Here is a 21,606-nt window from a genome sequence, read left to right on the forward strand (position 1 = left end):
AACCAGCGGCGCCTTCTGGTCTTTTTAAAAAATATGTAAGCTAATGATATAGCTAGCACAGCCCTACGTCATACCGCCGCGGCGCTAACACGTAGCGGAATGACGAGGTTGTAGGTGTTATCCAAGTAGCTAACACTGGGGTCTAGAAAGCTTAGTTAATATATGTGAAGTTGTTTTTTATTTATATTGAGTTTAAACTTAAATTTTTATAAAGATTTAAGTTTATTTATGAAGTTAAGGTACTACCTGGTAGCATTGCTTTCATCATTATTTTTGCAGAATAGTGCTAGCTCTAGAACAATTCTGGATAAGGAAATATTTTATGCAGAACTAGATGGAAAAGTAGATCTGAGATCCGGCTACGCTTTCAACAGAGATTCTTTCAATGCTAAGCCTAAGGATAAAACTTCAAGTTATTCATACTTGCGCTTTCTTTATTTACAGCAAGTTTATCCAAATACTCAAATGGGGTTTAATGTTAAGGCAGGAGTTTCTGGTATTGCAAACCTAAAAGCGTTAGACATAGAAAAGTTAGACATGGAGGAAGGGTATTTCATCATTAAAAATCAGGGACTTGGATCAATTGAATATGGTAAAAGAAGTTTAGTTAGTCAGGGCATGTTAATTAACACTTCAAAAATTTATACAGCTGCTGGAGGAGTAAATGGTCATTGGACAAACTATGCAAATTTGCGTGGTGATCATAAAAAAGATGGTGACCCTGGATATGATAAAGACAAGGTATTTTGGGTAAAACCCAACATTTACAGTAATTATAATGGACTCGAACTAGGGTTAAAACAATCATCAATTAACTACATCTCCCCTGAAATCTATAACTTTCAACTCGGATTCAGCTATGTTCCAGGAAAAAATAACTTACAGTACAGCAATTTAATTGCTGCTGGCCTTTCCTATAAAAACAGCTTGTCAGATGATATAGGTTTTACTACTGCTTTGACTGGTGAATTTGCAAGAGAAAATTTAACTGATTGCTCAGATGGAACTTCTAAAAATTATGAATGCCGTAATCAATTACTAAACTGGAATTTTGGTTTGAAGCTAAAATTGTTCGATCTTGATTGCATTTTTTCGTATGGTAATGGTGGTGAATCTGGTGAGAGGCGTAATCCTGAAATAAATAATACGTATTATATGAATGCAGGTATCGCTTACCATTCTGATTCTTACAAATCGAGCTTAACATATTTCAATAGTGGCAGGGATATTGCAGGCAAAGGCACAAACGAGTTAACATCATATGCTTTAAGCCTTGAAAATTCTCTTTTTTTAGGTACTTCATACTATTTCGATATAGTAAAATTTAGTACCAAAGAACCTACAATAGAAAATAACAACTCTGGTTATGTGCTCTTGGCTGGGTTGAAATTAAGTTTTTAATGAGGTTGCATTGCCTCCTGTCATCCCAGCACTCTTTTCTGTCATCCAAGTAGCGGATGACCTTACCCAGAAGGTATGAATTAGGTATTGCTTGGTTGGAAGCAAGAGAAGATAATCACTTTTCAGAGTGGATAGGTGGCAGGTTGGCACTTTTTCTGGGTAAGGTCAAGTATGCATTATCTCACATAATAATATAATATTTCGTTCATAAATCAACGTTTTTAACATGCAGCAAGAACATTTCCGTTGTAATTAAGGTTCTTAAGATGTATATTAATTAAGTCTTGTTTTCAATAAGTAATGAAAGTAATAATTGTCATGATAATGTTATTGTGTAGCAGTTACACAATGGCAAGCGAGCGAATAAGTCTAGTGGATAAAAAACTATCTCAAGGGTATGTAGCTCCAGTGCTTACAGAAGATAGCGTTATTTTATCAGACAAGCACGGCGCTTTATATTCCTTTGATATTGATAACTCAAAGGCTATGAATTGGAAATTACACCTCTCACACAGAAAAAAAATTAGTAACATGAGCCTATTGCGTCACAGAGGAAACGTTTTCTTTATAGTGGATAACGTTCTACACACAATAGATGCAAAAACCGGCGAGATTCAGTGGGAAAAAGAATTGAGAGCTCCAGTAAGAGGGAAAGCAGCAGTAATAAATAATAAATTGGTAGTATTGACTATTGATAATTATCTGTACGTGTTTGATATAAAAGATGGCAGCTTCGTTTGGACTTATCAAAACGGTATCAATGAGGTTCGAGGTTTGTATTCCATATCGCCAGCAATTTCTAACGATAAAATAATAGCACCATTTTCAAATGGTGAGTTAATAGCTTTTAATGAAGACGGTAAAAAATTGTGGAGCCAAAAATTGGCTACAAACCTTTTGGATACACAGCTCACAGATGTAACTACTACACCGAGAGTGCTTGGCGATACTTTAATAGCTACAAACAATTCTTATATTTATGGTATTGACGTAAAATCAGGGAATATTTTATGGTCAAAGTCACTGCAAGTAAAAAGTGTATCAGACATTGAATCATATTACAGTCCTCTTATTCCTCCAAAGAAGCAAAAAGAAGGCGGAAGAATTTTTATAGTTACTAAAGACGATAAAATAATTGGCCTGGATATAAAAAATGGAGAAACGGTCTGGACATCTAATTTAATAGAAAATACGCAATTGTTTGCTCCAATTATGCATGCCCATACACTGTGGGTGACAAGCAATAAAGGTTCAATGTTTGCTTTTCCGGGATCTGAAAGTGCAGGAAAGGTAGTCAAAGTACCTGGTAATGTGTTTCACACTCCAGTGTTTACTCGCAATAAGATATATGTAACAACTGAGAAGAATGGTGTTTATTCTTTAGAAAATAGGTTTGTTCTTTATGATTGATTATGACCTGATTGTTATAGGTGGTGGTCCAGGCGGTTATAAGTGTGCTATCGCTGCTGCAAAACTTGGATTGAAAGTTGCCTGTATAGATAAAAATAGCATTTTTGGTGGTACGTGCCTGCGGGTTGGGTGCATACCCTCCAAAGCACTACTTCATTCTTCCTATCAGTATGCTCACACGAAAAATGATCTGTCGAAGCTTGGCATAAAAATTAAGGATGCAAGTTTCGATTTAAAAGAAATGCTAGGTTATAAGGATGCCAGAGTTCAGGAACTTGGAAAAGGTATAGAATATCTGTTTAACCTTCACAAAATCACTAAAATCAATGGGCTTGGGAAAATTACTTCTTTTGACCAAGGTAATCTTGAAGTTTTAGCTGAAGGTAAGGTGCTGAAGACAAAAAATATAGTAATTGCAACCGGTTCTGACGTTATTTCTTTGCCAGGAATTAATATCGATGAGAAAGACATTATTTCGTCTACTGGTGCATTATCTTTAACTGAAGTACCAAAAAAACTTGTCGTAATCGGAGCCGGGGCAATAGGGCTTGAAATGTCTTCTGTATGGAGCAGGCTAGGGTCTGAAGTCACTGTAGTAGAATTTTTTGATAGAATCGCTGCAGCAATGGATGGAGAATTAAGTAAGTCTCTACTTTCTAGTCTACAAAAACAAGGAATAAAATTTTTACTTAGCACTAAAGTCGAGGAGATAAAACAAAGTAGCAACTCTTTGAGTGTGAAAGTTTGCTCTGTAAAAGATAATCAAACAAACACTATAGAGGCGGATAAGGTATTGGTGGCAGCAGGGCGCAAACCATGCACTGAGGGTCTTGAAAAAATAAAAAAAGATAATCGTGGTTTCGTTCAAGTTAACAACAGATATGAAACTAATGTAAAAGGAATATTTGCTATTGGTGATGTGATCGGTGGAGCAATGCTTGCTCATAAAGCAGAGGAAGAAGGAGTGGCAGTTGCAGAGATAATAGCAGGACAGTCACCTCACGTTGATTATGAAATCATACCATCTGTCATTTACACTCACCCTGCGGTTTCTTCGATCGGTAAAGCCGAAGAGGAACTCAAAAATGCTGGCCATAAGTACAAAGTTGGTAAATGTCAATTTGCTGCAAACGGCAGAGCAAAAATAACTGATAATGCTGAAGGATTCGTGAAAGTGCTGACTTGTAGCAGAGCAGATACAATACTAGGTGTGCATATCATAGGAGCATACGCTGATACGCTAATCAACGAAGCAGCGGTTGCAATGGCATATGGCGCAGCAGCAGAGGATATATACAGAATTTGTCACTCTCATCCTGATATAAATGAAGCCTTTCGAGATGCGTGCATCGATGCTTTCTTTAAAAAGTAATCGTGGACCTCGGTTCAATCATTGAAAAATGGTATGAGTGGCTGAGGTGCAACAGATCTTATTCACCAAACACTTTAGAGTCATACATGAGGGACTTGAAGGATCTTATAAGTTTCCTAAATACTCACATTGGCGGAGAAGTAAATGTTGGTACTCTGAAAAATTTAAGTATACCTGAGTTAAGAAGTTGGCTTACCTCTCGTTACGCAAGAGGTGTGAATGCAAGATCTAACGCTCGTGCATTGTCAGTAATCAGAAATTTCTTCAAGTACATAAAAAACAACCACAATATAGACAATGAAGCTGTATTTTCCTTATCAAGGCCAATTCAGAGAAGAACTCTGCCCAAAGCATTATCAATACCTGATATAAAAACTTTAGTAGACTTTTTCTTACATAACCACTATTTACACGGGGCTCACTCTTCTTTGTCATTCCAGTGCATGACACTGGAATCCAGAAAAAAAGAAGAATGGATCCCAGTGTCAAGCACTGGGATGACAGGAGGCAACGCAAAAACTTTGGTGAAAGAAATGAAACTATCTGACTTGGGCGAATCTTGGGTGGTAAAAAGAGAAATTGCGATTATCGTCCTGCTATATGGTACAGGCTTAAGAATCAGTGAAGCGTTGAACCTTAGGGTTAGTGATATTAACAATGAAAGTTTAATAGTAACAGGTAAGGGAGATAAACAAAGGCAGGTATTCATTCTCCCAGTAGTAAAAAAATGTATACAAGAATATGTAAAAGCCTGTCCTTACCTTGATGAAGCACAACATCTTTTTGTGGGAGTAAGAGGAAAAAAATTGGGAAGAACTTATGTGGCTAATCGTTTGCAGAAAATAAGGAGAATGTTAAATTTACCAGAAATTTTATCTCCACATGCATTTCGCCATAGTTTTGCTACTCATTTGCTTCAGGAAGATATTGACATAAGATCAATACAACAACTGCTTGGCCACTCAAGCCTGGAAACTACTCAAGTTTACACTCACCTCAATTATCAAGATGTTTTTAATATGTATAAAAATTTTCAGCAGGGCCTGGAGAAGAAGTTAAAACCCTTGTAACTTGAGGATTATCTGTGGCACTACCAGGTCCTATGTCTTTTTCATCTCCTTTGTATAAAAAATATCCTACTAAAAGAAGAACAAGTGCAACTGCTGCAAGACAAGCACCTATTACTGGATAACCGTATAAAACTGCTAAACATGCACCAACAGCAAACGCTCCAGACAACACAAAAAAAGCAGAAGCGTAGTTGCTTTGTTTTCTACCAGGAGAAATTGCCTCCGAGGATTTTTCGTTTTTATTACTCAGACTTTTAGTACGGAGCAGTCTATTTTCTGATGAAAGCCTATCTCTTTCTTCCCTTAATTCACTTTGTTGAGCCGATTTTTCCTGCCTTACTTGTACTAAATCTCTTTTTAATTGTGAAATTTTGCTAGTTTCGCTCGTTTTTTCACGTACAACCTTATCCAGCTCTTGCTCTTTCTCTACAAGTTGAGTTTTTGTTCTTTCAAGTTCATCTCTAAGGTTTTCGAGCTGCTGCAACTCTTTAGCAATGAATTCGTCGTTTATTTCTGGTTGAACATTATGTGTATTTGCTACAGGTTGCTCTGCACTTGTAGGGAATTTTTCATTTAGATAATTTCTGATACGTTCAATACTTTCAATACTTTCAAATGCAGCAGTAACAATTGCACGATTTATGAAACAATTATCTTCTACTAATTTTTTCACATCATCTAAATCCTTGCTATTAATAGCATCAGCTAATCGCTCTGTAATAGCTTGTTCAATTATTTGCTTCACCCATGGATTTTTCTCTATATCTTGTATTGGCTTTATTTGACTAAAATCTAGGTCTTTATGTTTTAAAAATTTAGTCAATACTTCTTCGTTATCTTGTGTTATTCCTTGTAAACATGATTTTATAATTAAGCTAAGTGGTGTTTTTATTCTTCCATCTTGGGTTCTTCTCCAGCAATTAGGATTAAGCTCTTGAGCCAACAGTGTTTTTGCTCGGTTAATATTTCCATTAAAAAGAGCATCTAATAATTGTCTTCCTTTTCGTGCTTTTTGTATTTCTATTATCAAATGTTCAGCACGATTTTGCCTAGCACACTCACTAGGACTTTGATTTTTCTTATTGGTTATATTAGTGTTTATGTTTGGGTGACTAAGCAAAAGTTGTAACGTTTTCTTTTGTTGAAAGCACATTGCTAGGTGTAAAGCTGTATCGTCATTACTTTTTTCACAAATATTAACATCTATTCTCTGGTGCAGTAGAAGTAACCTAATCATATTCTGATATTCTTTTTTAAAGCCTGCAGACAAATTAGTAACTATGGACACCAAAGGTGTCATGCCTTCTTTATCAAACGCATTAACATCCGCACCTTCTGTCAGAGCTTGTTTAAAATCTTCTAGGTTTTCATCATCAACAGCCTTAAATAACTGTTTTGTTGATTCATCAAGCGGGTCTGGAGTTCTCTGATTATATCCGTAACCAGTAGTACTTGTTCTATCCCTTCTATAAAGCATATTAAACCTACCTAATAATTTACTAACATAATTATGTAAAAAAAAAGGAAAATTGCAAGCAATTTATCTATAGCTAACCCAAGAAAGGTGTCATACCGCCGCGGTATCTCAGCATAGATTCCGCTAACAAGTAGCGGAATGACGAATTTTTGTTTTTAAAATTATCGGTGAACTTAAGTCACTTTAGCTATAAAATCCTAATTCTGAGTTAATTAATTACGACTCTAAAAACTTCTCTGCATCAAGTGCAGCCATGCACCCTGTTCCTGCGGCAACTACTGCCTGGCGATACACCTTATCTTGAACATCACCTGCAGCAAACACCCCTGCCCTACTAGTTAAAGTTGTTCCAGGTTTCGTAATTATATAACCCTGCTCATCCATTTCAACAAAGCCTTTAAAAATACCTGTATTTGGTGCATGCCCAATTGCAATAAACACTCCATCGACTTTCAATTCTTGAGCTTCCGTTGATTTAACTATAATACCAGTAACTTTTTTCGGATTTTCTTCTCCAAGAATCTGCTCTACGGTATGGTTCCATATTACTTTTATTTTATCATTTTTAAAGAGCCTATCTTGCATTACTTTTTCCGCTCTCAATTTATCACGCCTGTGTATTAGTATAACTTCTTTGGCAAATCGAGTTAAAAATATCGCCTCTTCAACAGCAGTGTTTCCACCACCAATCACGGCTACAACTTTATTCCTAAAAAATGCACCATCACAAGTTGCACAAGCCGAAACTCCGTAACCTTGAAATTCCTTTTCACTCTCCAAACCAAGCCACTTCGCTTGCGCACCAGATGCAATTATAATTGCATCTGAATAGTAGTCATTAGTATTACCAGAAGATCTAAACCTATACTCATTAGAATCCTCAAGTTGTTCAACGCTTTTTATCTCATCATCTATTATTTTTGCTCCAACCTGTTCTGCATGCAACCTCATCTGCTCCATTAGTTCTGGACCCTGTATTGAAACAAAACCAGGATAGTTTTCAACATCTGTAGTAATTGTAAGCTGACCACCAGGCTGCATTCCCGTTACTACAATTGGCTCTAAGTTTGCACGTGCTGCATATATAGCAGCAGCATAACCCGCTGCCCCGGATCCAATAATAAGAACTTTTGTACTAAATCTATAATTCTTCACTGTATGAGTTTAGATAATCAGCTACTCCTTCATCGCTTGCCTGCATTGCTGGCTTACCTTTCTTCCACCCTGCTGGACATACTTCACCATGCTCCTCATTATGTTTAATTGCATCAACGATTCTAACGAATTCATCGATATTACGCCCTAAAGGCAAATCATTTATCGATTGATGACGTACAATAAATTTATCATCAATAACGAAAGTTGCTCTCAGCGCAATTGAGTCATCATATAAGACCCCATAGTCTCTTGATATAGACTTTTTGATATCAGACACTAAAGTGTAGCTAACCTCTCCAATACCACCATCATTAACTGGAGTGTTTCGCCATTTATAATGTGAGAACTTTGAATCTACACTTACCCCTATAACTTCAACACCACGTTTTGAAAAATCCTCTATTTTATTACTAAATGATATCAACTCAGTTGGACAGACAAAGGTAAAATCAAGTGGATAGAAAAAAAGGACAGCATACTTATTTTTTATGCGCTTACTCAGACAGAAATCATCAACAATTTCTCCGCCGGAGAGAACGGCTGGAGCAGTAAAATCGATAGCAGATTTTGTTACAAGATTCATAATTGACCTATTCTTTTAAAACAACTCTAATTTTACACCTTGATGAACCTATATGCAAGTTTTCTTTAGTTTTAACCCTATAAAAACTTCCTAAAATAGCTCTTCTTTTTTACCGATAAGATACAATCTAGTTTCACTTTATGATGGTGTCATCCTGCTGCTCCTTTCTTGTCATCCCGCTAACAAGCAGCGGGATGACGAGCTTATCGTCATTCCACCACAAACCGTCATACCGCCGCGGTATCTCATCCGCTAACAAAGCGGGATGACGAGCTTATCGCCATTCCACCACAAACCGTCATACCGCCGCAGTATCTTTTAGCATAGATCCCGCTAACAAGCAGCGGGATGACGATTGTCAGGCTAGCTGTCATCCCAGTTTGGAATCCAGGAAAAAGAATGGTGTCATCCCAGTGCCCAGACACTGGGATCCAGGAAAGTTTGCTTGTTTACAAGCAAACTAGCATAGAAAGTGGTTACAACGTTTTCGATGAGATTATATGGAAAACTGGATTCCAGTGTCAAGCACTGGAATGACATCACAGGGGCACTGGAATGACACCTCTCTTGGGCTCTTTTAGCTATAAACATTAAGAAATTTACCAAGTAAAAAAAAGGCAAAAGAAACCCTGGTCATTGTCTATTTTCAGTATTGGCGTTTTTTAAGCCTTAAACACTGCAATTTAGCTGCTTTTAAATGCAACTCACCTTAGTTTAAATGTTTAAGAAATTTACTAAGCAGAAAAAAAGGCAAAAGAAATCCCGTGTTAGCTAGTTGTCACTCTCTAATCCTGCAAATTGGCGTACTATACTGTCTTAAACGACTTATAAGCGCGTTTCAGCTTATATAGGTAAAAACCCAGAAATGTTGTGAAGACATAAGGTGCACATAGTGCAAAAAATTAAAAATAAGACGCCAACTACGTTGTTTTCTTGCTGTTTAATCTGCACAGATGAAGATAACTGAATACCTTCAGTTTCATGATAAGGGGGGTGGCGAGGTTTGTCAAGGAAGTTTCTATATAACATTTTCTAAAATAAATAGACTTCTCGCATCCAATTTCGGCAGCGCGTGACACACAACTGCAATGACAAGGTGTTGCAAGATAAACATCATATTCACACGAAATACTTGACTTCACTTGTACTAAGAAGCATTTTATATATGTTGTGTGCCCGTAGCTCAGCTGGATAGAGCAACAGCCTTCTAAGCTGTGGGTCGTAGGTTCGAATCCCACCGGGCACACTCTTCTATCAATACTTTCTATAAATCTTCAAGTATTCTGGCACCACATTTTCAATTGCTAATGGTCGAACCTTCATTGTTTCAAGGTCAGCTGACTTTTCGATTGAGCTATTCATCATAACTTTCACCTGATCTTGAGTAAGCACAGGGTTCGTATCTCCGGTTATTGGTTTTAGCAGCATAGAAATAATTTTATTTTCTAAAAAGAAAGCTATTAACTTTGCCATTGGAAAAGATACATTGATCAACAAACACTTTCTGTTAGTAACATTCAGAATAAACTTCAATAAGCTTTTGAAAGAGTAAACCTTTGGTCCACCCATGTTATAAATTTTCTTGTCTTGCTTATTAAAACTGATAATACGATATACCACTTCAGCTAAGTCTGTTACACATATTGGCTGAAATTTAGTCGTTCCATTGCCAATTAGCGGCAAAAAAGGAAGAATAGTTGCTAATCTTGCAAATTTATTAAAGAAGTTATCTTCCTTACCAAATACAAGGCTTGGCCTAATTATTATTGCTTCTTGAAATGCTGAAGTTACAGCTTTTTCACCTTCCAATTTACTTTGAGCATATTTTGACAACTTGCTATTTTCTATTCCCATAGCAGAAAAATGTATCATCATAGGTACATTTTTCATTTTTGCAGCTTTTGCTATCCTTTCAGCTATTTTAACGTGAACAGCGTAAAAATCGTGCTTTTTTGCTTCATATAATATTCCCACTAAGTTTATGGCTACATCACATTCTTCCATACCCTCCAGAACTGATTTTTCATCAAAAAAATCGCCTTTAAATATTGATATTTGTCCCAAATTGCCACACAATTTTAAACAAGCAGCTTTTTCCTGATTACGAGTGAATATCTTTATTAAATATCCTTCTGCTGCCAAGCGTCTTACGATGTGTTTCCCTATAAACCCCGTTCCACCAAAAATAATTACACGTTTTGTCACAATTAAAGTTCCTAATAATTTGTTACTGTAAACTAATATAATGATTTTACTTAATATTCTATTATGAATTCTTGTACAATAAGATCCATTTTCATTCCTCGTGAGCCTTTAACTAGAACTACATCATTATTCTGAATAATGTCAGCTAAATTACTTTTCAATTGATTAGAATCATTAAAATGCACGCCTTTTATATTACCTGGCAAAAGCTCATGTAATTCTAACATAAATTTACCAACTGTATAAACTTTATCTATATTATTTTCTGTGACAGTCTTAACCAAATCTGTATGAAATTCTATGCTTTTATCACCAAGTTCCAACATGTCACCAAGCAAAGCTACTTTTCTCTGATTAGAATATGTACTCAAAGTTTTTATTGCAGCTTTCATCGAAGTAGGGCTGGCGTTATAGGAGTCATCAATTAAATGTATGTATTTTCCATTGTATTTGACTTTATGAATATTGCCTCTACCTTTCGTTACACTAAAATTCTCAAGTGCAAGTGGTAATTTTGATAAATCAAGTCCGAGGCTTTGCACAACTACTGCAACAGCAAGTAGCGAATAAGCAAAATGCTCACCTTGTACACGTAAATTACAGTTTATAATTTGATTATCACTCAGCCTGATTTTTAAACTTAATCTATTAGCAACTCGGTTTGATGTCATTCCAGCGCGTGACGCTGGAATCCAGTCTTTATTATACAACCGTCTGATATGCTCATTTGCAATTGAACTTCCTGGATCCCAGTGTCTGGGCACTGGGATGACAGAAGATAGTGCTGAAATGACAGAAGATTCATCGTTTCTTATTAAGTTTAGTAAACAAACTTCAGCATTTTTATCTTTACCGAAGCTTATTACATTTCTATTGGCATGTGATGAGAGATAATCATAATATTTATTATCTCTGTTCAAAATCAAAGTACCGTTATTTTTCATACCATACAGAATCTCTAACTTCGCTTGTGCAACGTCAAATAGTGATGAAAAATTTTCAGTATGTGCAGGTTCGATGTTGGTAATAACTGCAATATTCGGATTGCTAATCTGTGATAATTCTTTTATTTCACTAGCTTTATTCATTCCCATTTCAAGGATTAAGTACTGGCAGTTTTTTGGAGCTTTTAGAATTGTCAAAGGCAATCCTATATTATTATTTAAGTTACCTTCGTTTGCATGGGACACTCCATATTGCGATAAAACAGTGTGCAGCATATCCTTTGTAGTAGTTTTCCCGACACTGCCTGTAATTGCAATAACTTTAGCGTCAACAAGAACATTTCTAATATAGTATGATGCCATATCGTGCAAAGCTTTCAGGGTATCTTGTACAATAATGAGAGGGAAATTTTTATATTTACCCTCACTCACTATTGCAGCGGCAGCCCCTTTTAAAAACGCTTCATGCAAAAAATTATGGCCATCAAAATTCTTTCCCTTGAGGGCAATAAATAAATCACCTTTTTTTATGCTTCTTGTGTCTGTTGAAATATTTGAGCTGTAACAACCTCCCTCTCCTCTTCCACCAGTTGCATCAATGATATTATTTGTGTTCCATTTAAACATAATTTAGAGAGTACTCTTTAAAGTAAATTGAATAAAGTAGCAAATACCACATGTTTTAGACAATGTATAAATAATGGTTGCAATCCCTATAATTCTATCTTATAATGGATATAGAAGTTTAAATTTTTTCGTCTATAATTAAAATGTATTTAGTTGTAGAAAGTACCTTGGAGGTATGTATGGCAGAATCTATTTGGGCTAAGATAGGCGGAGCAGTTAAAACAGGTGTAAAAGCTACAGGTCAGGTGCTTGCTCTTGTGCCTAAAGCACTTATTTACCCTATAGAGAAGCCGTTTGCTTCAACGGGTGAAATGAAACATGATGCCACAGTTTCGTTAAAGGAAGCTGTTGGTATAGATGTACCTAAAGAAAAAAGGGAATATGATCCACCTATAGAAACCACACAAGCTAGTGAGAATCTTGGTGTAGAAATAACAGAGCAAAAGAAAGGGACAGGAAAGGTAGCTTTTTTAGCGTCAAGGACTTTGACGGGAGATATACCTTATTTGAACGATGAACAATTGGGTAAAATAAAAGTAGGTTTACCGAATGTAACTATTTTTAGAGAAGAAAACAAAATTGTAATTGAAGTTGATGTTAAAAAAATAATTGAAGACATTAAAGGAAAGAGTCCAGAGGAGATAAAAAAGCTTGCTCTTCAAGGAATTGCTGATAAAGTTAGCGAAGACCTTAAGAAGCTGGCAGAAATTACTGGTGGAGAATTTAAAGTTCACACAGACTTAAAATTGCTAAATGGTATTGCAGAAAAATTGTATAAGGAATATGATAATCAAAAGCAGTTATCAGGAGCTACGAAACCTGCAGGACCTACAAATAGCGAAGAGTTACTAAAGGCTGGTCAGCCTTCAGAAACTATAGCTTCAGGTGAGAAAAAATGGGCGCAAGAAGCTATAAAAGCAGGTAAGTCGCAAAGTTGTGGAATGCAAAAATAAGTTATAGGGGAATGTTATGAGTGAAATAAAAATAGAGGAAAGACATCATAGTCTAACTGTTCCTGGGGATATGTATCACTTACAACCAGGAGTTATTACTGGAAAAAGGGTAAGTGGAATAGAAACCTCTTTGAAAGAACAGCAGGACATGGTAAAAGTAAGGGAACTTGTAAGCTCTTTAAATCTTGAAGATGCTTCTGGTGAAACGATAAAACCACTATCTACACCTAGTGTAGAGAAAAACGAAGGAAGAGGGAAAGGTCGCTCTTAAAATATGAGCAATGAAGTTTATGATAGCGATAACATCTTTGCTCAAATATTAAGAGGTGAGTTACCTTGTGAGAAGGTACATGAAAATGAAAATGTACTGGCTTTTTGTGATAAGTACCCTGACGCACCAGTTCACATTTTAGTTATACCAAAAAATCAATATGTTTCATATGATGACTTCATTCTAAAAGCTCCTGAAGAGAAGATAATAAGTTTTTTCAAAACTGTTAGAGAAATAGCACACAAATATAATCTAGAAAAAACAGGATATAGATTAGTCACTAACTACGGTGAAAATGGAGAGCAGGTTGTACCACACTTTCACGTGCATATTTTAGGTGGTAAAAAGTTAGGAAAGCATGTAAATTCATAGTGTTATATGTTTTGTTAAATGAGCGAATACTTAACCATAGTAATTTTTATCTGCGTATCAATTGTAGTATCTTTTGCTTTAGGTATATTGCCTATGTTTCTTGCAGTGAGTAAGCCAGATGGTGAAAAGCTTTCCACATATGAGTGTGGCTTCAATCCACTATCCAGTGCAAGAAAAAATTTTGACATTAAATTTTACCTAGTTTCAATATTATTTATAATATTTGACTTAGAAATTGCTTTTCTTTTTCCTTGGGCTGTTTCTTTATCTAAGATAAGCTATGGTGGATTTTGGTCTATGATGGTATTTCTTGCAATACTCACTATAGGTTTTATCTATGAATGGTGTAAAGGTGCATTAGAGTGGGAGTAGTTTATGACAAATCAAATTCTATCTAATGATGACTGGGGTCGTTATAAAAAAGAAGGGTTTCTTGTTACTAAATTTGGTGATTTAATAGATTATGTAATGAATTGGGCAAGGTCTGGTTCATTGTGGCCAATGACATTTGGTCTTGCATGTTGCGCAGTTGAGATGATGCATACTGCATCCAGCCGTTATGATCTTGATAGATATGGTATAATGTTCCGTGCAAGCCCACGTCAATCAGATGTGATGATTGTTGCTGGCACACTAACTAATAAAATGGCAGCAGCATTGCGCAAGGTTTATGATCAAATGGCAGACCCGAAGTATGTTATTTCTATGGGAAGTTGTGCAAATGGTGGTGGTTATTACCATTACTCTTATTCAGTAGTCCGAGGCTGTGATAGAATTGTGCCAGTTGACGTGTATGTCCCTGGATGTCCACCAACTGCTGAGGCATTGCTATATGGAATGCTATGCCTACAAAACAAAATAAAACGAACTCAGAATATAAAGCATGGATAAAACTGCAAGGCATATACAAAAAAAGACCAAGTGTGAGTGCATTCAAAAAGATGATGGCATTATTGTAATATATTCAACTTTAGATGAAATTGAAAAGCACTTACTCTTTCTACGTGATGATGAAAAGTGTAGGTTTGAACTATTAGTTGATATTTTTGGAGTTGACTATCCAAATAGAGAGAAGCGTTTCGAGCTAATATACAATCTGCTCAGCATTGTGCATAATATTAGAGTACACATAAAGCTTCAGTTATGTGAAAGCGACATACTTCCAAGTGTAGCGAAGATATTTAGCACAGCTTCGTGGTTTGAGCGTGAAGTGTTTGATATGTATGGAATAGAATTCTCTGATCACCCTGATTTGCGTAGGATTCTAACAGATTATGGATTCAAAGGTCATCCAATGTTAAAAGATTTCCCTCTCACTGGTTATGAGGAAGTAAGATATGATATAGAGGCAAAAAAGGTTGTATATAATCCTATAGATTTACCGCAAGATTTTCGTATGTTTGATAGCCTATCACCTTGGGAAAGTAAAACCATAAAAGTAAATACAAAGGAGTAGAAAATGACAGTACAAAGAAAAAAAATATCTTTAATCGGTGCAGGAAATATCGGTGGAACTCTCGCCCATATGATTGCACTAAGGGAACTCGGTGATGTTGTTTTACTTGATATTAGTGATGGAATACCACAAGGTAAAGCACTCGACATAGCAGAATCATCCCCTATTGATGGATTTAATGTCAATATTACTGGGACAAATAGGTATGAAGATATAAAAAACTCCGATGCAATTATAATAACCGCTGGCATTGCCAGAAAACCAGGAATGAGCAGGGATGACCTCCTGCAAACCAATGCTAAAGTAATGAAGGAGGTTGGCGAAAATATTAAAAAACATTCTCCAAACGTGTTTGTAATAGTGGTTACCAACCCTCTGGATGCCATGGTTTCAGTGGTGCATAAATTTTCAAACCTTCCAGCTAATATGGTTGTTGGAATGGCAGGAGTGCTTGATTCTTCCCGTTTTCGTTATTTTCTTGCAAGTGAATTAAATATCTCAGTTGAAGATATATCTGCTTTTGTGCTTGGAGGACATGGTGACACTATGGTACCACTCATTAATTGCACTTCTATCGCTGGCATTCCACTTACCCAAGTTATCGATATGGGTCTCATTACGCAGAAAAAAGTTGATGAAATAGTTGAACGCACTCGCAATGGCGGAAAAGAAATAGTTGATCTGCTTAAGTCTGGATCTGCATACTACGCTCCTGCATCTTCAGCTATATGCATGTTAGAGTCATATTTAAAAGATAAAAGGCGTATATTACCATGTGCTGCTTACCTTAATGGTGAATATGGCGTGAAAGATTTGTTTATTGGTGTTCCTGTAATTATTGGAAAAAATGGAGTTGAAAAGATCCTAGAAGTTAAAATGAATGATAGTGAACAAAAAATGTTTAATAAATCTGTAAACTCGGTGAGAGAGCTGGTGAAATCTTTAGGTTCATAAGCAAATTAATGGTTTTATAGAGTTTCTTTGAGCTTAAGTTTCGTAAACAGCCTAAAAAAGTTGCTTGTGGTTACCTCCGCTACTTGTTCTGGTGACTCATTCCATAATTCTGCCAAACAATCAACAACGTATTTCACCATTGCTGGTTCATTCTTTTTTCCCCTATAGGGCTCGGGTGATAGATACGGTGCATCAGTTTCGACTAAAACACGCTCGCGCGGTACATTTTTTGCAATTCCTCTGAGTAAGCTCGCATTTTTAAAGGTAATGATCCCAGAAAATGAAATGTATAATCCTAAATCTATAGATTGATAAGCAAGCTCTTTAGAAGAAGCAAAACAGTGCATCACTCCACCAAAAGTACCGGTTTTCATTTCTGACTTTAACATATCAATCATCTCATTATCAGCATTTCTAGTGTGAATAACCAAGGGTAACCCAGTCATTCTTGCTGCTTCTATGTGTGATGCAAAACTTTTTTTTTGATTGTCTTTGTTGCCAGATTTATAAAAATCTAACCCGGTTTCGCCGATACTAATTACCTTTTGATTTTTGGTAAATTCAACTAATTCATCAACATGTATACACTCACCGTTTTCTATGGCAGCATCAAGTGGATGCACACCAACAGAGGAGTAAACTTGATCATAGGATGAAGAAATTTTTAGTAATTTAGGAATATCATTAACGCTTATGCATATGTTATGCAAAATCTTTACACCATTTTGCTCTGCCCTTGAAATTACTTTTGGTATTTCATCATCGGAAAAATAAATCAAGTGGCAATGAGAATCTACTATCATGAGCTTATTGTTGAGGCTTTTATTGTAGAAGAAAACTCTTCTATCACTGTTTTATAAACTTCTTTTTTAAATGATATAGCACTGGCTACTAAACTATCTACACTTTGCCAACGCCACTCTTTGAACTCTGGATGATCAGTATAATTAATATCAATATTCTTATCCTCTCCACAAAACTTCATTAAGAACCACCTTTGCTTTTGACCAGAATATTTTCCATTCCAGCATATTGGTATAACTTCTTCAGGCAAGTCGTAGTATATCCAATCTTTGTTTTTAGCTATAATTTCTGCTTTATCTGTACCAACTTCCTCTAGCAACTCACGTAACGCTGCTTGTTCCAGTTCCTCACCATCATCAACCCCTCCCTGTGGCATCTGCCAGTAAGAGTCGCTATCAAAGCGTTTTCCAATAAAGACATGTCCTTGTTTGTTAAATAGCATTATGCCAACACAAGGACGATATTCACTTTTCTGCTTAATCACAAGCATCCCCTGTTGTTAAATTATTTGTTATGGAAGTTTTAATTAATTTTCCATTTCTTTCTTCCTTCATCTCTTCAATAATTTTCTTTGCAACTTCTTTTGCACTTAAATTTGAGTTACCAATTTCAAGTGTACCTTCCGGTATAAATAGCCTTTTCCCTTCAATTCTTTTCATAGCAAAATCCGAATCAGTAATTTTATTTTCCTGGTACCTTTCTTCTGATTGAACACGCTTTACCAGTTCCTCATTATTACAATGTAATACTACAGGAAAAATTTTTACGCCCATTTTCTTACTTAAATTTATCACGGAGTTGTATATCTTCTGATCATAGGGATCACCCTCTATCAATTCATTTGTAAATATATAATGTTTTAATTTTACGTAATATTTTTCCAGTATTGCTAATATATTTTCTCTGACTGCAAAAATTTTTTCCCATAGGTCATCTGGAACTTCAGCATTCTGTAATTTAACAATATCAAATATAATATTATTGAATAGATTATTGCTTACTATCACCGCATCAATGATTTTACACAGTTCCTTTGCAGTAGTAGACTTACCACTACCTGGAAAGCCGATTAAGTAGATGAGAGTCTTGCCCATAATGAATACTAGTAAAAAGCTATTCTCAATTATATAAAAAGTATGTACATTGTACATGCTAAAAACATGATGATAAAATAGATGCAGGTAATACCTTTAACGAACAGTCGCGTTGAAAATAGATACTGTCTTTACTGTCAACAAATTATTTGACTAAAAAGATAAAAAATAACAAAACAACTTAAGATTACATCTTCTATAAATTAGTGTAACTGTGCTTTTAGTTTGTATAGGCGCACAGTTACACTAGCTTATCATCGTGTCTTCTTATACAATAAGGCTTATTTTGTAAGATAACCGAGTATCTCTATCAAAATGAAATGGTAGGGTACAACCTATATAGCACTAGAACTCTAAGCACGGTCTTTTATGTTAAATAGTATATATTTCAAAACCGTTGAGCATAAGCTCATGTTACTCCTTATTGTTAAAATTATTTCACTAAATCACTATTGAATGGTTGATTGTTTTTAAGAATACCAAAAAATACATGCATTAGTTTTCTCATCAACGCAACAATTATAACCATTGGGCATTTTCCTTTACTTGCTAAACGCTGGCAAAACTTTTGAAAATGAGAATTACGATTTTTGACTACTATAGCCGGCATATAAAGAGCTTTGCGAATATGCTCAGATCCTATTTTACATATTCGACTTTTTTTATTTACTGATGATCCTGATTGGTAGTGCTGTGGATTTAGACCAGCAAAGGCTGTGAATTGCCTAGCATGATCAAAATTATCAACTAATGGCATTTCCGCAACAACAGCAATAGCAGTAATATGTCCTACACCTTTCACAGTCTTAAGGTTTTCTATCATATTTTTTAGGTGTGGGTAGTTATTGATATGCTCATTAATTTCTTTCTCTAGGTCAGAAATTTGTTTGTCTATTGTAGCAATGACCTCAAGTATGGCTTGTTGACAACGGGAATCCATATTTTTATTTTCCAAGCGATTCATCTGTTGCAACTTGTCATCTTTAAGTGCTTGCAAACAACGATAAAGTTCTCTTAAACGCTTGACTTCAGGAGGAGCAGGTTTCCAAAGATTAGGTTTATTAGCAATACAAAATCTAACTATCATAGCTGCATCTGACTTGTCTGTTTTGTTTCTAAGTAACTCACTTTTGCCAAAAGCTTTCTGGGTTTACTACACTTACATTATGTCCCAGATCATACATAAAGGTAACTAAATCTTCGCTATAACAACCAGATACTGTCTCTACTGTCAACAAGTTATTTGATTAAAAAGAATAAAAAATGACAAGAAAATTTAGGCTTACATCTTCTATAAATTAGTGTAACTATGGATAAGTACTTTTAGTTTGTGTAGTCGTACTTATCCATAGTTACACTAGCTTTTTCACCAAGCAACTCTGTCAAAGTTAAAGCAAAATGATACAATGTAATCTACTATAGTACCAGCATTCATTTGATGTTAAAACGTTGAATTATGTTTCACCAGAAATAAGACCTCTATACAATATTCCAGGCATTCTGAAGTCTGATAAAGTTATTTTGGTTGAAGGAGAAAAATGTGCTGAAGCGCTCATAGAACAAGGAATTACTGCAACAACAGCTATGTCAGGAGCAAACGCACCAATTGATAAAACAGACTGGTCACCCCTTAAAGGTAAGCATATTATTATTTGGCCAGATAATGATGAAGCAGGCAAACGATATGCTGAAAATGCTGCCAAAAAGCTGTCAGATCTTGGTGTTGCATCACTTGTTACTCTTAAGATTCCAACAAAATAAACCAAAAGGTTGGGATGCTGCAGATGGTGTGTTAGAAGGAATAAATGTTGAAGAGTTTTTAGCTTCAACCCCATGTATAAATTTACCTGCTACTAATACTCCAACTACTGATATTCTAAAGACGAAGAGATTTGTTTCATTTCCTGCAAGACAATATTTGAGTGACAAATCACCAATGCCGGAGGATACAATTGCCCCAAGAATCTTAACTCCAAGAGGACTTTTAGTCTTTGCTGGTGCACCTAAGGTAGGAAAAAGTGACTTTCTTATTTCTTGGCTATTTCATATGGCATCTGGGACTCCGCCAACAATATTGCAAGAAACCTAAAACTAGAGAAAACTATTTTCCGAAAGCTTCTACAAAAAGAACGGAGAGTTGAATTTATTTATAGAGCTAGTGACCAAATAACCATATGTCTCGATGAATAATAAATGGGAGAGCTCGTGGGCAACAAGAAATTAACAGTTCGTATTAATTGTAGTTATGAAGTTAATCGATTAGCAGAGTTGTATCTATTAGATGCATATGGAAAATTGGTGTTAAGTAAACCAATAAAAGTGAGCAAAAAGGAAGAAGACTCTGAATGTAAGAAAGTAGATTTGAGGAGGGTTAAATGGTAACAGTGAGTTTATATGCAAGGGTTTCTTCAGGGAGACAAGCACAAGAAGGTACAATAGCAAGCCAAATTGCTGCTATAGAGAATCAAATTAGTATGGATGGACATAAATTATTAAATGAATATAAATTTATTGATAATGGTTATAGTGGTTCTAACATAATCCGTCCTGGTTTGGAAAAATTACGTGATAAAATAGCAGAGGGTAACCTTGATAAGGTTTATATTCATTCTCCTGATCGTTTATCTCGCAAGTATGCATATCAGATGGTATTACTTGAAGAGTTTAAGAAATTAGGAGTAGAAGTCATTTTTTCAAATTATCAAATTAGCGATAATCCGGAATCTCAACCACTATTACAAATGCAAGGTATGATAGCAGAATATGAACGTGCAAAAATCATGGAACGAAGCCGACGAGGAAAGATTTATGCAGCCAATAATGGTGATATAAGTGTAATGAGTGCTGCTCCTTATGGCTATCGTTATATAAATAAAAATACAGATACAGGACAAGCATTATTTGAAATTTATGAAGAAGAAGCTGAAGTTGTTCGTAAAGTATTTTTTTTGGTAGGACGAGAAAGAGCAAGTATAGGAGAAGTATGCCGTAGGCTAGGTGCTATGTCCATTAAGACACGAACAGGAAAAGAGTATTGGGATAGAGCTGTAGTTTTGAGTATGTTAAAAAACTCTGCTTATAGAGGAAAAGCAGCTTTTGGTAAGATAAGGTTAGGCGTAAAATTAAAACATATAAGACCCAAAAAGAACTCCTGCGAGCAACCAAAAGATAATTATTCTACTTATCCTGTTCCAAAAGAGGATTGGATTTATATTAAAGTACCTAGTATAGTAAACAAAGATTTATTTGATATAGTTCAAGAACAATTAGCTGAGAATAGAAAAATAGCAAGAACAAGACAAAGAGGAGCAAGACATTTATTGCAAGGTTTAGTAGTATGTAAGCTTTGTAATTATGCATATTACGGTGCTAGTATTGCAAGGAATAAGGAGGGAAAAAAAACTAATATTCAGGTGTATTATCGTTGTATTGGCACGCCGTTTTGGCGGTAATAA

25 protein-coding genes, 1 tRNA gene and 1 pseudogene are annotated in these 21,606 nt (G+C 35.6%); 16 read left to right on the top strand and 11 right to left on the bottom strand.

Annotated elements, in window-relative coordinates:
• The first annotated feature begins 228 nt into the window (after positions 1-228).
• The 4 genes from ABWU69_RS05020 (at position 229) to ABWU69_RS05035 (ending at position 5,253) form a co-directional block, all read left to right on the top strand.
• Positions 229-1,401: a porin gene (locus tag ABWU69_RS05020; protein WP_265035676.1), complete on the top strand. Its 1,173-nt coding sequence runs from the start codon at positions 229-231 to the stop codon at positions 1,399-1,401.
• 300 nt (positions 1,402-1,701) lie between these two features.
• The gene (locus ABWU69_RS05025; protein WP_353285025.1) at positions 1,702-2,811 is read left to right on the top strand and encodes a PQQ-binding-like beta-propeller repeat protein; all 1,110 of its coding nucleotides are present in this window, start codon (positions 1,702-1,704) and stop codon (positions 2,809-2,811) included.
• On the top strand, positions 2,804-4,183 hold the full coding sequence (gene lpdA / locus ABWU69_RS05030; RefSeq protein ID WP_353285026.1) for a dihydrolipoyl dehydrogenase: 1,380 nt from the start codon (positions 2,804-2,806) through the stop codon (positions 4,181-4,183). Before ABWU69_RS05025 ends, lpdA begins: the two co-directional genes overlap by 8 nt.
• Positions 4,184-4,185: 2 nt before the next feature.
• The gene (locus ABWU69_RS05035) at positions 4,186-5,253 is read left to right on the top strand and encodes a tyrosine-type recombinase/integrase (RefSeq protein ID WP_353285027.1); all 1,068 of its coding nucleotides are present in this window, start codon (positions 4,186-4,188) and stop codon (positions 5,251-5,253) included.
• Here ABWU69_RS05035 and ABWU69_RS05040 read toward each other — a convergent pair.
• The 5 genes from ABWU69_RS05040 to ABWU69_RS05060 form a co-directional block, all read right to left on the bottom strand.
• The gene (locus ABWU69_RS05040) at positions 5,198-6,730 is read right to left on the bottom strand and encodes an ankyrin repeat domain-containing protein (RefSeq protein WP_353285028.1); all 1,533 of its coding nucleotides are present in this window, start codon (positions 6,728-6,730) and stop codon (positions 5,198-5,200) included. The genes ABWU69_RS05035 and ABWU69_RS05040 overlap by 56 nt on opposite strands.
• A gap of 216 nt (positions 6,731-6,946) precedes the next feature.
• Positions 6,947-7,885 carry a thioredoxin-disulfide reductase gene (trxB, locus tag ABWU69_RS05045; RefSeq protein WP_341818204.1) on the bottom strand — a complete coding sequence of 313 codons (939 nt, stop codon included), beginning with the start codon at positions 7,883-7,885 and terminating at the stop codon, positions 6,947-6,949.
• Positions 7,872-8,471 (bottom strand): peroxiredoxin, encoded by a 600-nt coding sequence (locus ABWU69_RS05050; protein ID WP_265026395.1) that lies wholly within the window; start codon positions 8,469-8,471, stop codon positions 7,872-7,874. Before ABWU69_RS05050 ends, trxB begins: the two co-directional genes overlap by 14 nt.
• A 133-nt stretch (positions 8,472-8,604) precedes the next feature.
• Positions 8,605-8,730 carry a hypothetical protein gene (locus ABWU69_RS05055; protein WP_341812840.1) on the bottom strand — a complete coding sequence of 42 codons (126 nt, stop codon included), beginning with the start codon at positions 8,728-8,730 and terminating at the stop codon, positions 8,605-8,607.
• The gene (locus ABWU69_RS05060; RefSeq protein WP_265034465.1) at positions 8,717-8,845 is read right to left on the bottom strand and encodes a hypothetical protein; all 129 of its coding nucleotides are present in this window, start codon (positions 8,843-8,845) and stop codon (positions 8,717-8,719) included. The genes ABWU69_RS05055 and ABWU69_RS05060 overlap by 14 nt, the downstream gene beginning before the upstream one ends.
• On the opposite strand from ABWU69_RS05060, the gene ABWU69_RS05065 reads away from it, so the two are divergent.
• Both ABWU69_RS05065 and ABWU69_RS05070 read left to right on the top strand, forming a co-directional pair.
• Positions 8,820-9,008: a hypothetical protein gene (locus ABWU69_RS05065; protein ID WP_265034466.1), complete on the top strand. Its 189-nt coding sequence runs from the start codon at positions 8,820-8,822 to the stop codon at positions 9,006-9,008. The genes ABWU69_RS05060 and ABWU69_RS05065 overlap by 26 nt on opposite strands.
• Before the next feature lie 635 nt (positions 9,009-9,643).
• Positions 9,644-9,717: transfer RNA gene (locus ABWU69_RS05070), tRNA-Arg, on the top strand.
• A gap of 8 nt (positions 9,718-9,725) precedes the next feature.
• Here the strand turns inward: ABWU69_RS05070 and ABWU69_RS05075 are convergent.
• Both ABWU69_RS05075 and ABWU69_RS05080 read right to left on the bottom strand, forming a co-directional pair.
• Positions 9,726-10,676 carry a complex I NDUFA9 subunit family protein gene (locus ABWU69_RS05075; RefSeq protein ID WP_265034467.1) on the bottom strand — a complete coding sequence of 317 codons (951 nt, stop codon included), beginning with the start codon at positions 10,674-10,676 and terminating at the stop codon, positions 9,726-9,728.
• Between the two features lie 50 nt (positions 10,677-10,726).
• Positions 10,727-12,247 carry a UDP-N-acetylmuramoyl-tripeptide--D-alanyl-D-alanine ligase gene (locus ABWU69_RS05080; protein ID WP_353285029.1) on the bottom strand — a complete coding sequence of 507 codons (1,521 nt, stop codon included), beginning with the start codon at positions 12,245-12,247 and terminating at the stop codon, positions 10,727-10,729.
• Positions 12,248-12,426: 179 nt separating this feature from the next.
• Here ABWU69_RS05080 and ABWU69_RS05085 point away from each other — a divergent pair, with 179 nt between their 5' ends.
• The 7 genes from ABWU69_RS05085 to mdh are packed head-to-tail and all read left to right on the top strand — an operon-like array spanning position 12,427 to position 16,253.
• Positions 12,427-13,200 carry a hypothetical protein gene (locus tag ABWU69_RS05085; protein WP_265034469.1) on the top strand — a complete coding sequence of 258 codons (774 nt, stop codon included), beginning with the start codon at positions 12,427-12,429 and terminating at the stop codon, positions 13,198-13,200.
• A gap of 16 nt (positions 13,201-13,216) precedes the next feature.
• On the top strand, positions 13,217-13,471 hold the full coding sequence (locus ABWU69_RS05090; RefSeq protein ID WP_265034470.1) for a hypothetical protein: 255 nt from the start codon (positions 13,217-13,219) through the stop codon (positions 13,469-13,471).
• A gap of 3 nt (positions 13,472-13,474) precedes the next feature.
• Positions 13,475-13,843, top strand: a complete 369-nt coding sequence (locus tag ABWU69_RS05095; RefSeq protein WP_265034471.1) for an HIT domain-containing protein — start codon at positions 13,475-13,477, stop codon at positions 13,841-13,843.
• 18 nt (positions 13,844-13,861) lie between these two features.
• A complete protein-coding gene (locus ABWU69_RS05100) occupies positions 13,862-14,215 on the top strand; it encodes an NADH-quinone oxidoreductase subunit A (protein WP_006279576.1) in 354 nt (117 codons plus the stop codon).
• A 3-nt stretch (positions 14,216-14,218) separates the two neighbouring features.
• On the top strand, positions 14,219-14,734 hold the full coding sequence (locus ABWU69_RS05105; RefSeq protein ID WP_164224545.1) for a NuoB/complex I 20 kDa subunit family protein: 516 nt from the start codon (positions 14,219-14,221) through the stop codon (positions 14,732-14,734).
• The gene (locus tag ABWU69_RS05110; protein ID WP_265034473.1) at positions 14,727-15,299 is read left to right on the top strand and encodes an NADH-quinone oxidoreductase subunit C; all 573 of its coding nucleotides are present in this window, start codon (positions 14,727-14,729) and stop codon (positions 15,297-15,299) included. The genes ABWU69_RS05105 and ABWU69_RS05110 overlap by 8 nt, the downstream gene beginning before the upstream one ends.
• Positions 15,300-15,302: 3 nt before the next feature.
• Positions 15,303-16,253 carry a malate dehydrogenase gene (mdh, locus tag ABWU69_RS05115; RefSeq protein WP_265025950.1) on the top strand — a complete coding sequence of 317 codons (951 nt, stop codon included), beginning with the start codon at positions 15,303-15,305 and terminating at the stop codon, positions 16,251-16,253.
• Positions 16,254-16,267: 14 nt separating this feature from the next.
• Here mdh and ABWU69_RS05120 read toward each other — a convergent pair whose 3' ends face one another.
• The 4 genes from ABWU69_RS05120 to ABWU69_RS05135 all read right to left on the bottom strand — a co-directional run bounded on the left by ABWU69_RS05120 (position 16,268) and on the right by ABWU69_RS05135 (position 19,238).
• The gene (locus tag ABWU69_RS05120) at positions 16,268-17,056 is read right to left on the bottom strand and encodes a TatD family hydrolase (RefSeq protein ID WP_265034474.1); all 789 of its coding nucleotides are present in this window, start codon (positions 17,054-17,056) and stop codon (positions 16,268-16,270) included.
• Positions 17,053-17,499 carry an RNA pyrophosphohydrolase gene (locus ABWU69_RS05125; protein ID WP_410541785.1) on the bottom strand — a complete coding sequence of 149 codons (447 nt, stop codon included), beginning with the start codon at positions 17,497-17,499 and terminating at the stop codon, positions 17,053-17,055. The genes ABWU69_RS05120 and ABWU69_RS05125 overlap by 4 nt, the downstream gene beginning before the upstream one ends.
• A 34-nt stretch (positions 17,500-17,533) precedes the next feature.
• Positions 17,534-18,151: an AAA family ATPase gene (locus ABWU69_RS05130; protein ID WP_341812839.1), complete on the bottom strand. Its 618-nt coding sequence runs from the start codon at positions 18,149-18,151 to the stop codon at positions 17,534-17,536.
• A 433-nt stretch (positions 18,152-18,584) separates the two neighbouring features.
• On the bottom strand, positions 18,585-19,238 hold the full coding sequence (locus tag ABWU69_RS05135; RefSeq protein WP_265034476.1) for a transposase: 654 nt from the start codon (positions 19,236-19,238) through the stop codon (positions 18,585-18,587).
• A 347-nt stretch (positions 19,239-19,585) separates the two neighbouring features.
• On the opposite strand from ABWU69_RS05135, the pseudogene ABWU69_RS05140 reads away from it, so the two are divergent.
• The 3 genes and pseudogenes from ABWU69_RS05140 to ABWU69_RS05150 form a co-directional block, all read left to right on the top strand.
• Positions 19,586-20,210 (top strand): annotated as a pseudogene (locus ABWU69_RS05140) (toprim domain-containing protein); the annotation flags it as partial.
• Positions 20,211-20,356: 146 nt separating this feature from the next.
• On the top strand, positions 20,357-20,533 hold the full coding sequence (locus ABWU69_RS05145; RefSeq protein ID WP_265025955.1) for a hypothetical protein: 177 nt from the start codon (positions 20,357-20,359) through the stop codon (positions 20,531-20,533).
• Complete coding sequence (locus tag ABWU69_RS05150) at positions 20,527-21,603, top strand: recombinase family protein (protein WP_265034477.1); 1,077 nt, start codon at positions 20,527-20,529, stop codon at positions 21,601-21,603. The genes ABWU69_RS05145 and ABWU69_RS05150 overlap by 7 nt, the downstream gene beginning before the upstream one ends.
• The last annotated feature ends 3 nt before the right edge of the window (positions 21,604-21,606 follow it).

This window comes from Wolbachia endosymbiont (group A) of Beris morrisii, assembly GCF_964028185.1.
GTDB lineage: Bacteria > Pseudomonadota > Alphaproteobacteria > Rickettsiales > Anaplasmataceae > Wolbachia.